Origin of the sequence: Streptomyces sp. NPDC002809 (genome assembly GCF_040295435.1) — a bacterium.
Taxonomy (GTDB): Bacteria; Actinomycetota; Actinomycetes; order Streptomycetales; family Streptomycetaceae; genus Streptomyces.
In genome coordinates this window covers 59,558-74,644 of sequence record NZ_JBEOVJ010000039.1, presented here as the reverse complement: position 1 = coordinate 74,644, position 15,087 = coordinate 59,558, and the positions used below count along the sequence as shown (strand labels likewise).

Annotated in this window: 11 protein-coding genes and 1 pseudogene; 2 read left to right on the top strand and 10 right to left on the bottom strand. The window is 71.5% G+C overall.

The features are described from left to right. Nucleotides 1-118: 118 nt before the first annotated feature. The 4 genes from ABT025_RS22935 to ABT025_RS22920 all read right to left on the bottom strand — a co-directional run bounded on the left by ABT025_RS22935 (nt 119) and on the right by ABT025_RS22920 (nt 5,613). Nucleotides 119-1,420 carry a DUF4192 family protein gene (locus ABT025_RS22935; protein WP_350997429.1) on the bottom strand — a complete coding sequence of 434 codons (1,302 nt, stop codon included), beginning with the start codon at nt 1,418-1,420 and terminating at the stop codon, nt 119-121. A 151-nt stretch (nt 1,421-1,571) separates the two neighbouring features. After that, entirely contained in the window at nt 1,572-2,378 is an 807-nt protein-coding gene (locus ABT025_RS22930) for an SDR family oxidoreductase (RefSeq protein WP_350997426.1), read from the bottom strand. 305 nt (nt 2,379-2,683) lie between these two features. Further along, nucleotides 2,684-3,310 carry a TetR/AcrR family transcriptional regulator gene (locus ABT025_RS22925; RefSeq protein WP_350997423.1) on the bottom strand — a complete coding sequence of 209 codons (627 nt, stop codon included), beginning with the start codon at nt 3,308-3,310 and terminating at the stop codon, nt 2,684-2,686. 143 nt (nt 3,311-3,453) lie between these two features. Continuing rightward, nucleotides 3,454-5,613 (bottom strand): RecQ family ATP-dependent DNA helicase, encoded by a 2,160-nt coding sequence (locus ABT025_RS22920; protein ID WP_350997419.1) that lies wholly within the window; start codon nt 5,611-5,613, stop codon nt 3,454-3,456. Between the two features lie 583 nt (nt 5,614-6,196). Here ABT025_RS22920 and ABT025_RS22915 point away from each other — a divergent pair. Continuing rightward, entirely contained in the window at nt 6,197-6,826 is a 630-nt protein-coding gene (locus ABT025_RS22915; RefSeq protein WP_350997413.1) for a hypothetical protein, read from the top strand. 107 nt (nt 6,827-6,933) lie between these two features. On the opposite strand, the gene ABT025_RS22910 is transcribed toward ABT025_RS22915, so the two are convergent. Together ABT025_RS22910 and rnhB are read right to left on the bottom strand one after the other, a co-directional pair. Further along, nucleotides 6,934-7,554, bottom strand: a complete 621-nt coding sequence (locus ABT025_RS22910; protein WP_350997411.1) for a hypothetical protein — start codon at nt 7,552-7,554, stop codon at nt 6,934-6,936. A gap of 60 nt (nt 7,555-7,614) precedes the next feature. Continuing rightward, nucleotides 7,615-8,325, bottom strand: coding sequence for a ribonuclease HII (rnhB, locus tag ABT025_RS22905; protein ID WP_350997409.1), 711 nt, complete (start codon nt 8,323-8,325; stop codon nt 7,615-7,617). A gap of 353 nt (nt 8,326-8,678) precedes the next feature. Between rnhB and ABT025_RS22900 the strand changes: the two genes are divergently transcribed. Continuing rightward, complete coding sequence (locus ABT025_RS22900) at nt 8,679-9,551, top strand: oxygenase MpaB family protein (protein WP_350997406.1); 873 nt, start codon at nt 8,679-8,681, stop codon at nt 9,549-9,551. Nucleotides 9,552-10,015: 464 nt separating this feature from the next. On the opposite strand, the gene ABT025_RS22895 is transcribed toward ABT025_RS22900, so the two are convergent. The 4 genes and pseudogenes from ABT025_RS22895 to ABT025_RS22880 form a co-directional block, all read right to left on the bottom strand. Next, nucleotides 10,016-10,519 (bottom strand): LGFP repeat-containing protein, encoded by a 504-nt coding sequence (locus ABT025_RS22895; protein ID WP_350997403.1) that lies wholly within the window; start codon nt 10,517-10,519, stop codon nt 10,016-10,018. Nucleotides 10,520-10,545: 26 nt separating this feature from the next. Further along, nucleotides 10,546-11,682, bottom strand: a complete 1,137-nt coding sequence (locus tag ABT025_RS22890; RefSeq protein WP_350997400.1) for a hemopexin repeat-containing protein — start codon at nt 11,680-11,682, stop codon at nt 10,546-10,548. Nucleotides 11,683-11,722: 40 nt separating this feature from the next. Next, nucleotides 11,723-11,977: pseudogene (locus tag ABT025_RS22885) on the bottom strand (peptidoglycan-binding protein); the annotation flags it as partial. A gap of 1,243 nt (nt 11,978-13,220) precedes the next feature. After that, a complete protein-coding gene (locus tag ABT025_RS22880; RefSeq protein WP_350997397.1) occupies nt 13,221-15,062 on the bottom strand; it encodes a hypothetical protein in 1,842 nt (613 codons plus the stop codon). Between the last annotated feature and the right edge of the window lie 25 nt (nt 15,063-15,087).

The window sequence follows — 15,087 nt, the reverse complement described above, 5'->3', positions numbered from 1 at the left end:
ACACTCCTTATCAACACTAATAACAAACCCCCCCCCCCACCCCGCTCGATCTTCCGCGGGCGCCCCCCCCCGGGGGGGCCGGGGGGGGGGGGGGCGGCCCCCCCCCCCCCCACCGCTCTCACCGCCCGGTCCTCGTCCCGCGGCGGCCCTCGGTGCGTGACTGTCCGCCGCGGCGCCGGCCGGACGCCGTACCCGGCCGGGCGGAACCGGTCCGCGCACGGCGCTGCCCCGCCGTCCGCACCCGTACCGAACGGGCCCCCGCGGCCCGTCCCGTACCGTGACCGCGCCGCACCGTCCGGGTGCTGCGCTCACCGCGCAGGCAGCGTCGCAGCGTCTCCGGATCAAGGCCCTGGTTGCAGGCCTCGTGCAGCAACTGGGCGAAGGTGTATCCAGGATCCAGCCGCAGGGCGAGGCCCAGCGCCACCCTCGCCGACGGCTCGTCACCGGTCGACCACGAGACCCAGCCCGCCAGGGTGAGCGGAGCCGCCGCATGCTCCTCGTACGGCGCGACGCAACGGCGCGCGAGCGCCCGCCACAGTCTCAGCGCGGACTCCGCCTCGGGCCCTTCCATCCACTCCGCGGCCCTGTCCCGGGTCTCCCGGTCCTGGAGGCCCAGAATCACCCCGGCAGCCTCCTCGTGGCTGATCAGCCGGTCGTCGTTGAGATCGGACAGGGAAGGCGTTGCCGCCGGGGCCCGGCCGAGGCGCTCCATGAGTCGTCGGGCCAGGTTCAGGGTGGTGGTGCTGACCTCCCTGCGGCTCTCCTCGTCGAGGAGTTTCGGCACCAGGGCGGCCCCGGCCGAATCCAGGGCGAGCTGCTGTTCCCGGCCCGCCACGCTCGACTGAGGCGCCAGCCTGGCTTCCATCTCGCGCAGCGATCCCCGTACCTGAACACCGGCGTACGTCGCTGCCGCCGCCATCACGGAGGTGCCTGGCATCGCCAACGGGTTTCCCTCGGCCGGGCAGCAGCGGGCGTCAGGGCAGACGTAGGACCAGAACCTGTTGCCGGAGATGCAGAGAGCTTCGAGCACGGGCACGTCCAGCTCCCCGCAGGCGGTGCGCAGCCGTTGGGCCAAGGGCCGCAGCCGCTCCATGGTCTGCCGGCCGGTTTCTCCCTCGGCCGGATCCTGGCAGAGGAAGACGACGATCGCGTCGGGCCGCCCGCCGCGCCGCTCGCTCCCCTTGATCAGGCACTCGGCCAGCTGCCCGGCCACCGATGGCCACTCGTGCGCGGACCGCGGAATACCGAGCCTCAGCCGCCCGCCGAAACGGCCTCGGCCGCCGTGCAGGGCGACCATCACCACGCTGTCGTTCGGATGGAAGCCCATGAGATACGGGAGTGCGTCGGCCAGCTCGGCGGGTCCCCGCAAGGTGATCTGCTGCTCGTCGGACGGTCCGGTGGATTCGTGGTGCTTGTTCATGGGATGACCGTCCCGCAGTGGGAGAAATTCCGCGACCCCCTGTGGATAAGTTATCCACAGGGGGTCGCGGAATGGCGGTCCGCCCACGCATCCACCGACTCGCGGGCGGTACGCGCAGCCATGCCCACCGGGGTCCGGGGACCCTGTCGGGTCAGGCCTGCGGGGTCCACACCTTGGGCCATTCCAGGCCGCGCAGTTTGGCGTCCAGGCCTCCGTCGCAGTACATCAACGTACCCACGCAGTATCCGGACTTGGCGGACAGCAGGAAGAGCACCAGCTCCGCGACCTCCTCGGGGAGGCCCGGCCGGCCCGCCGGAATGGACTTGAGGAAGGTCTCGATCCCTGCCGCGATCTGCGGGTCGTTACGGCCGGCCTGAGTCATCGGGGTGTCGATGAAGCCCGGTGCGATGGCGTTGAGGCGGATCCCGTCGGCGATGTAGTCGGCGGCGCGGGTGCGCGTGTAGTAGGCGATGGCCGCCTTGGTGGCGGGGTAGGTGCGGACTCCGCCGTCGTCGCCCAGAGAATCGGCGAGGGTGCGCGCCGCGTCCTCGTCGCCCGCCAGACAGGCCTCGGCCAGCGCCGGATTCCAGCCGGGCTGTGTGGTCGTGGAGTTCGACGAAGCGAGCACCACGGAGGATGATCCCGCTGCGGCCAGCGCCGGGCGCAGCCCCTCCAGCAGCCCGATGGCGCCGAAGTAGTTGACGGAGACGAGCAGGCTCGCGGGCCGGCCGGCGGCGGCCGAGATTCCCGCGAACGGCACGAAGCCGTCGAGGCGCCCGTCGGAGAGGCGGGTGACTTCGGCCGCCGCGGCGGCACGGCCCTCGGCGGTGCCGAGGTCGGCTTCCACGTCGGTACCGCGCAAGTCGATGCCGATGACGCGGTGCCCTTGCTCGACGAGGCGCGCGGCGATGGAGGCGCCCATGCCGGAGGCGGCGCCGGTGACTGCGATGGTTCCCATGATGGTGTTCTCCCAGTGGTTCGGGTTCACGGCGGGGGTTCGATCCCCAGCAGCAGTTGTCTGTCGTGAGTGGCAGTGGCCCGGCCCGCACGCGGCCCGTGCCGGAGCCGGTGGCTTGCACGCAGTGGCGGCCTGCGTGCGGCGGGTCGCAGGGGATGCGCAGCGAGGGGTGTCCCCTCGGCGGCACGGCGCGCGCCGAGCCGGTTGATCAGGTCAGGTGGCGCCGGACAGCCGGTCCCGTCGCCACGCACCCGAGAGGCGGTCCGGGAGCCTGGGCCAGGGGCGCCGTCGGTGAAGAGCCGCCCTCACGAACGCTCAGCTCCCGCGCCGTCGTCCGTCGACGGTGCGGCGTTCAGCCCCCCGGCAACGAAGGCAGTGACCGCGCCCACCGGCGGGCGCGGGATGCGGCCCAGCTCGGCGTCGTCGGACTGCGGCTCACCGTAGACCTGGAGCAGCAGGTCGAAGGCTATGCGCAGCCGATGCGTGGCCTCCGCAGGGGACAGCTCGGGACGTGCGGCACCCAGCAGCTCCGTCCACGGCGCGGGCCCGAACCAGCGGGCGTCGAACAGGAGCTCGCGGCGACGCAGTACGAGGCGGGCCAGCAGATGCATGAGCATGCGCCCCCTCGGCCGGCGCGTCAGCTCATCGAGCGGCCTGACCAGCAGGTCGACCAGTTCCTCGACGCACGGCGGGTGACCCTCTGCCAGCCGTTGCTCCATCGCGACGAGCGGCTCCGCCCACAGGGGGCCGAGCCGGCGTTCCAGCAAGGCTGCGACCAAGTCCTGCTTGGTGCCGAAGTGATAGTTGACGGCGGCCGGGTTCATGCCCGCCGCCGCGTTGACCGCACGGACGGACACCTGCTCGTAGCCCTTCTCGATGAAGAGGCGCTCCGCGGCGTCGAGCAGCGCCGCACGGGTGGAATCGGTGGCCATACCCCCTATGAGAGCACTCATCATGAAATCTTTCAATCAGTGATTGAAAGCGTTGGGAGTCGCCCCGGGCGGAGCGCCGGGAACCACTCGGGCAGACGTGTCGGGAGTCACCACGGGGAAGCGCCGGGGTGACTCCCACGGGATCAGCCGGCTGCGGCGAGGACCAGGGGAAGCACCTGCGTGCTGCCTGTCTGGCGAAGCAGACGGGCTGCGACCGCGAGGGTCCAGCCGGAGTCCGTGGAGTCGTCCACGAGCAGGACCGGGCCGGGAGCGGCCGCCAGGGAGCCCGCCAGGTCCTCCGGGACGGCGAAGGCGCCGGACAGCGCCTTGAGCCGCTGGGCCGAGTTGCTGCGGCGAGCCGCGTGCGTGCCGTCCGGTCCGGTGTGCGCCAGCGTGCCCAGGAAGGGGAGGCGGCCGATTCCGGCGATGCCCTCGGCCAGGGAGCCGACCAGCTGCGGGCGGGTCAGGGACGGTACGGCGACGACCCCCACCGGCCGGGCGATGGCATCAGGGACATTCGGTGCCCAGCCGCCCGAGGAGCGCGCCCAGTCGGCGAGGACGGCCACCGCGGCCCGGAGGACGTCATCGGGGACCGGCCCGTCGGGTGCGTTCTCCGCCAGCAGCGGGCGCAGCCGGTTGCCCCAGCCGATGTCCGAGAGCCGGCCCAGGGCGCGCCCGGTGGCGCACTGGTCCCTGGCCGGGATGCGCCCCTTGAGCTCGATGCCTAGCGCGGGCATCCCCGTCGGCCACATACGGCGCGGCTCGATTTCCACGCCAGGGCGGTCCAGTTCCTTCGTCGCCCCCGTCAGCGCGTCCGTCGAGACGGAGGAATCGGCCCAGGCTCCCGCACAGTTGTCGCACCGGCCACAGGGGATCGCCCCCTCGTCGTCCAGCTGCCGGCGCAGGAACTCCATCCGGCACCGGGGCGTGCTCGCGTATTCGCGCATGGCCTGCTGCTCCGTCGCCCGCTGCTTGGCCACCCACGCGTAGCGTTCCGCCTCGTACACCCACTCGGCCCCCGTGGCCGTCCAGCCGCCCTTCACCCGCTTGACCGCTCCGTCGACGTCCAGCACCTTCAGCATCGACTCCAGCCGGCTGCGCCGAAGGTCCACCGCCGCTTCCAGCGCCGGCACCGACAGCGGCCGTCCCGCGCCGGCGAGGGCCGAGAGGGTCTGGCGGACCTGCACCTCGGGCGGGAAGGCCGAATCGGCGAAGTAGCGCCAGATGGCCTCGTCCTCCTTGCCCGGCAGCAGCAGCACATCGGCATGGGCCACGCCACGCCCCGCGCGCCCCACCTGCTGGTAGTAGGCGATGGGTGAGGAGGGCGAACCCAGGTGCACGACGAATCCGAGGTCCGGCTTGTCGTACCCCATACCCAGCGCCGAAGTCGCGACCAGTGCCTTCACCCGGTTCTCCTGCAGGTCGATCTCGGCCTGCAGCCTGTCCGCGTTCTCCGTCTTTCCCGTGTACGAGGCCACACGGAAGCCCCGCTGCCGCAGAAAGGCCGTGGCCTCCTCGGCCGCGGCAACAGTGAGGGTGTAGATGATCCCGGAACCCTGCAGGTCGTCCAGGTGCTCGGCCAGCCAGGCCAGGCGATGGGCGGCGTCGGGCAGCTGGACCACGCCGAGCCGCAGGCTTTCCCTGTCCAGCGGGCCGCGCAGCACCAGAGCCTCGCCCGCACCGGTGCCCAGCTGTTCGGCCACATCCGCCGTCACACGCGCGTTGGCTGTCGCCGTGGTGGCCAGCACCGGCACGCCGGCCGGCAGCTCGGCCAGCATCGCCCGCAACCGGCGGTAGTCGGGGCGGAAGTCGTGCCCCCAGTCGGAGATGCAGTGCGCCTCGTCGACCACCAGCAGACCGGTCGTAGCGGCGAGCCTCGGCAGCACCTGATCGCGGAAATCGACGGAATTGAGGCGCTCCGGGCTCACCAGGAGAACGTCCGTCTCACCCCGTTCCACCTCCCCGTAGATCGTTTCCCACTCCTCCGGGTTGGCCGAGTTGATCGTGCGTGCCTGAATACCCGCCCGCGCCGCCGACTCGACCTGGTTGCGCATCAGTGCCAGCAGCGGCGAGATGATCACCGTGGGACCCGAGCCACGCCGCCGCAGCAGAGCGGTGGCCACGAAGTAGACAGCCGACTTGCCCCACCCGGTCCGCTGCACCACCAGCGCACGACGGCGGTCCTGGACCAGAGCCGCGACCGCCTGCCACTGGTCCTCCCGCAGCCGTGCCGAGCCCCCGGGGTCACCGACGAGTTCGGCGAGAACGGCATCGGCTTCAGTGCGGAGCTCCAGGTTGTCCATGCCCCCATGCAACCCGATGACTCGGACAATCGACGACTTCACCCCGCGTGACAACAGACTCACGAACGGTCGGCAGGGCGCGCGCCGATCGCGTACAGAAGATCGAGTACTCCGGCGCGACCACCCCGGACCTCACGTTCACGCAGGTCGAAGCAGTGGCTCAGCGGGAACTCGCACGGTTTGCCCGTTGCGTTGCCCAGGTGGCTCAACCAACTGGATCGCCGCGGCAGGGACCGACCCCGGGCTCACCGCGGTGGGCGTCGAAACCAGAGCCCCGGATTCCCGCGGGCGAACTGCCCGGCACCGGATTTCGCGGCAGGCCGGAGCGAGAGGTGTTTCCGCTGGTCCTCGCTGTTCGGGCGTGACAGATGGCGTCATCCGGTGCGGGACTGGGCAGGGATATCCGCGTCATTCCGGCTGATTACCGTCAGCCGAGCCAATTGCTCGTTGCCGCCCGCCGATACGCCAGGAAGAATTGGACTCGCTCCCCGCACGGTCTCTTCGCGGGCCCGGAAGGGCTGTGCCGCGGCGCGCCCTCACCCGACCCTGCCCGCATCATGGGCGCGTATGCGAAGGGAGGACCGTGACCTTCGGATTCGCTCCGTCCGCAGCCACTTCGATGTCGGCAGCCGCCGACTCCGCCAACCGCCTTGCCAGAATGCTCGAACCGGCCGAATGGGCGGCAGCGGGCATACCGCTCCTGCGCAGCCCCCGCGAGGTGGTCAGCGGCCTGCACGCCAGGCACCGGCCGACCCCGCAAACCGCAGTGGTCGCCGTGCTCGACCACGAGGAACGCCTGGCGGCCAGCGCCTCCTTCGCCCGTCGTTCGGTGACGGCGGACGGCTGGGAGTTCCGTAACTCGCTGCTGGCACACCTGCGCCGCGTCATCCCGCACGATCTCCGTCGCCGCACTCCGGTCCGTACCGCGGTACTGCTCTACTGCCGCGAGGGGGACGAGCGCTGGACGGAGGAGGACGGGGCCTGGATGTGGGGGCTGCGGGACGCCTGCACGCTGCACGGACTGCGTTGCGGCGCGTACATCACGCTGACCGGCGGTGGATGGCAGGTGCTCGGGGAGGGCCGCGGCGGCCGCCGCCCCAGCTCGACCTCTCAGCCGCCCGCGCTCGCCGACACCGCACTGGACCAGGATCCTGCCCCGTCGCGTACCGGCGGCGGTGCGGTCCAGGCGCTGCACCGCACCGCGGCTCGCTGACCCGGGCCGTGGGCCCCGGCCGCCCTCACGGGCAGCCGGGTCACCACGGGCCGACAGGCGCTACGGCTCAAACGCCCACGCCGAGCACGGCGTTGGTCCGCCGCGGCTCAGACACCCGCGCCGAGCACGGCGTTGACCTGCTGCGGGTCGCCGCAGACGATCAACAGGACTCCGGCGCGCCCCTGCGCCGCAGACAGCGCACGCGTGGCGGCTTCGTCGACGGCACCGTTGACCGCGATGATCACCACCGGCCGTGACGTCACCCGGTCCGCGGCTGAGGCGCCGGCGAAGAACACGTCGTCGCCCGCTTCGTGCTGGGCCCAGTACGCGGCTTCGCCGAAGGAGAGCTCGTGTGTCGCCCACGGGTGCTGCTCACCCGTGGTGAGCACCAGGATGTCGCCAGGTGCCCGGCCGGAGTCGAGCAGCAGGTCCACCGCCTCGTCGGCGGCGTCGAGCGCACCGTCGGCCACGGCGGGGATCACCTGGAGCTGGGGTGCGGAACGATTCTCCGGCCGGGACGCCTGGGGCTGGCCGGAGGTGGAGTGCGGGCGCGGCGCCGGGGGCGCGGGCCTCGCGGGGCCGGGACCCGGACGACCGGGGCGCGGCATGGCCGCGGAACGCGGACCGGGTACGGGACGAGGGGTCGACGCGGTACGGCCGGTGGCCGGCGTGGCGCGGGGACCCTGGGCGCTCTCGTGAATCTGAGGCTCCTCGGGGATGAGAGGCATGGGTGGTTGTCTATCAAACGCCGACGCGCAAGGCATCAGCGGGTGGGCACATGTGCGCGATCAGAAGTCGAAGCCGAGCTGGCCCCCGCTTTCCAGTGTGGCCGCCTCGGCGGAGAAGCGGACCTTCTTGAGGTGCTGCCACCTGGGCAGCGCGTCGAGGTAGGACCACGAGAGGCGGTGGTGGGCCGTGGGGCCCCGCTCCTCCAGTGCGGCCCTGTGCACAGGGGACGGGTAGCCGGCGTTGGCACCGAAGGCGAAGTCCGCGTACTCGCCGGAATCCGCGCCGAGTTCGGCCATCACGGCATCCCGGCGGACCTTCGCGATCACCGACGCCGCAGCGACCGCGATGCAGGACTGATCGCCCTTGATGACCGTACGCACCTGCCAGGGGCTGCCCAGGTAGTCGTGCTTGCCGTCCAGGATCACCGCGTCGGGGCGCACCGGCAGCGCCTCCAGGGCCCGCACGGCGGCGAGCCGGAGCGCGGCGGTCATGCCGAGCTCGTCGATCTCCTGAGGCGAGGCGTCACCGAGGGCGTACGCGGTGACCCAGCTCTCCAGCAGCGGCGCGAGTTCCGCGCGGCGCTTCGGGCTGATCAGCTTGGAGTCGGTGAGTCCGGCGGGAGGCTTGCGGAGTCCGGTGACCGCGGCACACACGGTGACCGGTCCGGCCCACGCTCCGCGTCCGACCTCGTCGACACCGGCGACGGTCCTGGCACCGGTGGTGGCGCGCAGTGAGCGCTCGACGGTGTGCGTGGGTGGTTCGTACGGCATGGCGCCAGTAAGCGTACGCCGATGGGCGCGTCCAGAACACCCCGGGGCGTACCTGGTCCCTCTCGGCCGAGGCCAAGCCCTCCCGCACCGAACACCGCGGTCGGCGGCCTCCCCGCGGTGGCCGACCGCACCGTGGGCGCAGGCCGCCTCCGAGCACCTCGAATCCCTGCTCCAGTTGCCCCTGCTCGCCTCGTCGATGAACCCGGCCGGGCACGCCAGGGCTTGGTGTCCTTCCAGGAGGAGACGTCCCGCCCCGCGGCCACGCGAAGTTCCGCCAGACCGCGCCGCCTGCCGCGACCGGGCCGGCCGTGTGACGCTCGCCCGGGCAGGACCCCCGGGCGCATACTGGCCCCATGGACTCGCCCGCACGCGCTCTGGCGCACCTGCGCGAGCGGCTGGGCAGCGCCGTTTTCGCGCGGGTCGCCGGCCCGTCGGGGCCTGCGAACCGCACACGTATCCACGAGACACCCGGTCCGCGATGGTTCGGCCCCGACCGGCCGATCCGCACGGTCCACGGCGATGCGTCCATGTTCATCGGCGGACTCAGGGCCCTTCTCCTTCAGTCCCTGCACCCATTGGCCATGGCCGCCGTGGACGCCCACTCCGGCTTCCGCGGCGATCCCTGGGGGCGGCTGCAGCGCACCAGCACCTTCCTCGCCGTCACCACCTACGGAACCGCGGAGCACGCACAGCAGGCGGTCGACCGAGTGCGGGCGGTGCACAGTCGGGTGAGCGGCACGGCCTCGTCCGGAGAGCGCTACGAAGCCTCCGACCCGCACCTTCTCGGCTGGGTGCACGCCGCCGAGGCCGACAGCTTCCTCTGTGCCCATCAGCGCTTCGGAGCCGAACCGCTCGACGCCGCCGGTTGCGACGGCTACGTAGCCGACATGGCACGAGTCGGTGAATCACTGGGCGTCGTCGACCCGCCGCGCACTCGCAAGGAACTCGACGCCCGACTCGCCGCCTACCGTGGTGAGCTGCGCCGGACGAAAGAAGCGCGCGAGGCAGCGCACTTCATTCTGCTGCACCCGCCGCTGCCCTGGGCCGCCCGCGCACCTTACGTGCTCCTCGCCGCGAACGCCGTCGCCTCACTTCCCTCCTGGGCCCGCAGCTCGTTGGGGCTGCCCCAGCTGCCTGGCCTCGCGGAGGCCTGCGTGCCACCGACCGGGCGCGCGCTGACTGCAGCAATTCGCTGGGTCATGGCCTCGCCGGGCCCGGCGGCCTGATCCGCGCTCGCCCTTCGTGAACTCGCGCTCTCCGTGAACTGGACTCGCGCTCTTCGTGAACTCACGTCCATGTCCGGGCGGCGGCTTCACCGCCGTCCGGGCTCTGTCCCCGCACATATCGCGGTCCGCCGGAGGGTCTGGACTGCGGCGTCCGGTCCGTGCACTCGCACAGCATGGGGACCACTGCTGTACTGGACGCCTTCGGGCGACTCCGGCGATGCGGCGATGCGGCGATGCGGCGAGTGTGCGTGTCAGACACGGGATTTGCCGGACGGGCCCTGGCTTGGTTCTGTCGCGCATCGAGGCGCTCGCGCGAGGCCGGCCTCCCCCGGGCTCGCGAGCGCCGGACCAAGGAGTCCGCGCCGGCCGAGCACGACCGGCCGCCGCCCTTCCTCCGGGCGCGCTCACACCGAAGTCCCCGGCTGCTCCTCCCGGCCGGGCAGCCCTGCCCGGTCAGCCGCGGATCAGTCGATGGCGACGCTGCGGTGGGCGACCGCGCCCCCCGCCGGGGTCCATGTCACGTGGCCGTGGTCGAAACGGCTCGCCCGGTTGTCGGGCGGGCCCGTCTCGTCACTGACCGGGTAACCGAGGAAACCGTTCTCCCAGCCCGTGCTCGCCCACAGGTCGCGGATCGCGCCGTGCACCTCGTGCGGTCCGGTGCGCGGAGTCCAGTAGATGGAGCCGCCCTCGAAGTGGTTGTAGCGGCCCACTCCGTCGGGAGTACCCAGCTCGTCCGTCACGGGATATCCGAGAAAGCCGCCGGCGCCGCCGTGTCTCGCGTACAGGACACGGATGTCCCCGTGCACCTCGTGTGCCCCGGACTGCGGTGACCAGTAGATCGAACCGTTCTGGTAGTCGCGGGCAGCGCCGCGGCCGTCGGGCAGCGGGCCTTCCCCGCTGCCCGCCCCCGCGTCGACCGGTGCCCCCAGCCACGGAACCTGGGCCCACTTGTCGTCGATGAGCGTCATTACGGCCTCCTCGTGCTGTCGTCCGGTCAGTGACCTGCCTCGATCTGGCGCATGCGCGCCGCGAGAACGTCGGAGTAGTGCGGATCCGTGGCGTACCCGGCCGCCGCCACGGCACGCGCGAAGGCGTAGGGGTCGTCGCTGTGGTCGAAGGCGGCGGCGTAGCGGGTGTTGTCGCGCAGGAAGTGGGCGTGGTGCGTGAAGGACTCCTCCGGGGAGGCGTACCGCCGGAACCAGTCCCGCACGATGTACTCGAACGTGCCGTCGGGCCTGGGCGTCACGGAGACGACCTCGGGAAAGGTGGCGTCCGGACGGCGCAGGACCTCGCGGGTGCGCAGCAGTTGGCGGGTGTCCTCGGGGTCGGCCGCCTTCGCCTTGATGCCGAAGAAGTTGTTGCCGGGCGCGCTGCGCCCCCAGTCCGACTCCAGCGCCGCCTGGCCCAGGGTCGTCAGGGCGGGTACACCGAGCTGCGCTTCTCCGGGCTCGGCGAAGGCGTGGTAGCGGTCGTAGAAGTCGGCCGCCCCGGTCGTGGCGGTGCCCCCCGCGGGCCGACCGGCAGCCAGGGACCATGCCGCTTCGACGGGCGCGACGACTCCGGGCCACTGGTCGGCCACCGCCAGCGGATAGCCGGGCACCTGCGACTTGGTGTTCCAGTCGAGGGCCACGTACTCACCGCCCTTGAACAGATAGGCGCGCCCGGAACCGGTGTTGACCGCGCCGTCGACACCTCCCGCGACCCAGCCGGGATCGACACCCTGCCAGCCCGCGGACACCTCCTTCGGATAGCCGGGGTCCTGCCGGTCCGCGGCGATGTCGTACCGCGCGTACTGGGACCCGCGGAAGAAGTACAGCTTGCCGTCCCCCCAGTTCATGGCCGCGTCGATCGCGTCGAAGCCGACACCGGGCCACATGCCGGCGAACGGCAGCGGATATCCCTCGTCCACCTGTCCCCCGGCGATCGGTATGCGGACGTAGGACGGACCGCGGAACACGTACAGCAGGCCCGTTCCCAGGTCGACCGCGGCATCGATGCCGGCGGCGAACTCGGATGGCAGTCCACCCCAGAAGCCGCCGAGGGGCCGGCTCTCGGTGACGGTGTTCGCCTGCCAGTCGAAGACGGCGACCTGTCCGGCGGAAGCGAAGTACGACGTGTTCAAGGGTTCCATCACGGTCTCCTGTCGGGTGCCTGATCACGGCGGTCGACGGTCACACCCCGCTGGGTACGCGCAGGGCCTTCCAGGAGGCCGGGCCCGGAAGACCGTCCGCCTCCGCCCCCCGGTACCCGAGCTTGCGCTGCCACTTGGCGAACGAGTCCCGGTCCGCCTGGGTCCACTGGGGCCCGGGCTCCTTCGCATAGGCCGAGCAGCCCTCCTCCACCAGCCTTCGGCCCATCGCGAGGACGACCGGGCTCTTCGGCGCGGCCTTGAACCACGGCGCACCGGGGAAGGGCACATACGCGGGCGGCGGAGGCCGGCCGGGGTCGTCCATCGGCGGCAACGCGGGCATCGGTGTGCCGAGGATGCCGATGACCTGGGTGCCCAGGCCCAGGACGGTCGTCGTGCTCGATGTGCCGTCGGCCTGTGCGGAGCCCGACCGCAGCAGGAACGGGCCGAACGCGGGTGCCGCCGCGCCGAGAGCGGCATACGCCTCGGCCGTCCAACCGCCCGTGATGCGGACGTTCCGCACCAGCAGGAGAGCCTGCGGGAGGCAGTGCGCGGTGCCGTCCTCGGGTGGGGACGGCACGAGCTGGCCGCGGCGCATCCCGGGCACGTACCAGGCGGGCTCCGCGAACAGCTCCGGGTGCCACCACGGTTCTCCGGCGAGCCGGCGGACCAGGCGCACCAGGGTGTGCTCGAAGTGGATGTGCAGGTCACCGCCGTCGGTCGGGGTACTTGTGGTCGCGGCCTCCGGCACCGGGTCGACGGCCTCGTGGGCTTCCGGAGCGGCGGACGGACGCAGGGAGGGCAGCAGCCTGAGCTTCGAGCTGCTCAACGCCGCGTGCTCCCGGGCGCTGACCACCTCGGAGGGGGCCAGCACATCGGCCTCCCCCGAGTCCATCGCGGTCCGCAGAAGGTCGGCGCGGTCGGCGTCTAGCGCCAGCAGCTTGATCCGCGGAGTGTCCGGCACGGCTTCCGTCAAGTGCTCGGAACGCAGCCGCCACAGTCCGGGATTGGCATCCGGGAGGGAGGCCGCTTCGGCCGACGGCAGGTGCTGCGAGGCGCTGACGGTGGCGTCGAAGGTCTGCCAGTGCGCCGCCCCGCTGGGCGCCGCCCAGTCGTCCGGTTCGAGACTCAGGGGCAGCGCACCGGGGTTGGGGCCCAGGCCCTGCTTCGCGGCGTTGAGCAGGTCCCGCACGCGCAGCCAGGCGTCTGTGTCGGGGGCGGCCGCGGGGCGGCTGTACTGGGCGATCAGCGTGTAGACGGAGGAGGCGGAGATCCCGCTTCCGAGCGCGGCCGGGATCGGCGTGCAGTCGCTCAGCCGCAGCAGCAGCGGGAAGTCGTATTCGGCCCGCAGCCATTCGGAGACGAGCAACGGGTTGACCACGCCGCCCTGCACCATGTCGTCGTCGACCGCCTGGCCCGGCAGTACTGCGAGCGCGAACTTCCCCGCGCCTGCCGTCACGTACGTCCGCAGCAACTGGTCGAGCACTTGCTGGCCGAGGGCGACAGGCAGGTCCTCATGGGTGGCCATGACGGCACCTTCCTCAAGCGGTCGGGGCGGAAGGCGTCGTGGTTGCCCCGGCCGGAGGGGGAGTCGTCGCGTCGGCCCTGGGCTTGTCGGTCCCGTCCTTCTTGGCCTCCTCCTTCTTGGCCCCGTCGTCCTTGGCTTCCTCCTTCTTGGCCTCTTCCTTCTTGGCCTCGTCCTTGGGCGCGTCCACCATGGGCGAGGGAGGGGTGATCTCACCGACCCAGCCCACGATCTGCGAGCCATGGATCTCCAGCGTGCCCCGCTGGCCCTCGGAGTGGAAGTTCCAGCCGTAGTCGCTGCCGCTGCTGGACTCGAAGACGCCGTGGGACTCACCTTCGCTGTGCTGCACCGAGCCGCCGATGCCCAGGTAGCCGGCGGAGCCGCCGAAACTGGTGGAGCTGGTGCTGGTGTTGCTGCTCGCGTCGGCGACGGCCTTCTGGAACGCGTCCCCCGCCGCACCCCAGTTGTCGGCCGAGATCTTCACGTTGCGGACGACCACGAAGCCCTTGGGAACCATCGGCAGCATCTTGTCGGTCTTCCCGGACTGGCCGTCGACCGTGCCGTCGCTGATGCACCCCTTCTCCTTGCCGACGATGTGCCAGCCGTCCATGTGGAAGAGGTCACCGAGCATCCACGGTCGCCGGATGGTCGCCATGAACCACTCGAAGTCCACGGTGGCGTTGGAGGTCTCGTCGTGGAAGCTCGACCATGTGGCGCTGTCCGTGTGCATGCCCGAGGAGGCGCTGCTCTCGGAGTGGGATGCGTCGGCAGAGGCGCCGAAGAAGCCGATGCTGTAACCGACGCTGCCGGAGGTGGAGGAGGAACTGCTGTCGTAGTAGCTCCTCCCGAAGGATTTGCTGCCACCCGCGGCAGCCTTGCTGACGCTGCTGGAATCGGTGTGCACCCCGACCACGCCGAAGTCCTTGTTCTTCCGGTCCCACCAGGAGATGGGGTCGATGTAGGAGTACGGCACGTTGACCGCGACAGCGCCGGCCAGCCCCAGCTGGTAGGAGTCGAACATCGTGCGGGCCTGGGCGATGAACGACGCCGCGGCACTGCCTCCGATGGACTGGGTAGTAGCGATGGCGTCCTCCACCTCCTGACCGCCCATCGCGGCGAGGTCGGCCCTCGCCTTGTCCACGGCGCCCTTGTACTTCACGCTGGTGACGGGCCAGACCTGGCCCTGCGCAGGGTCGGCGGTGGCGGCGGCGAAGGCGCTCGCGAACGCGCTCACCGCGTCCTCGTACGACTTCCTGTTCTGGTTGTAGATCTCATGCTTGCGGGAGTACCCGGTCATGTTGCCGTCGGCGTCGAGCGTGAAGAGCGTCTTCCTGGCGGCGTCTATCCGGGCCTGCACCTCGGGACTGGGCGGCGGCACCGGTTCGGCCTGCATGCCGACCAGCGCGGACTTGTACGCGAAGCTGACCTTGCGGTCCGGCCAGGAGACGGCGATGCCGTCCTTGGTGATCATCAGCATCTCGTCGACGAGGTTCGAGGTGAAGGCCGCGGCCTGGAGCGAGTGCTGGAGCTGCGGGTCGGGCGTGGGCGGGGTCGCCGCCAACGCGGCCGCGGGGGTGGTGGCTTCGGGTGCCGCGGGTGCGGCCGGAGCGGCCGGGGCGAAGCGGCCGTCACTCGACACGGCGGCCGACGTGGCGCCACCGGCCGGTGTCCACGCGAAGGAGTACATGGTGGGGTCGACGGGATAGCCCACCGGCAGGTGCATGTAGATGGCGGATCCGGACGGCTTCCCGTCGGGCCCCACCATGCGTGCCGTGACCGCGTCGTGGATCTGATCCAGCGCGTCGATGAGCGCCTGCGTGACGCCCCCGTTCACCTGGAGTTGGGAATCGACTGACATGGCGACTTCCTTCCCTCTGGTCCAC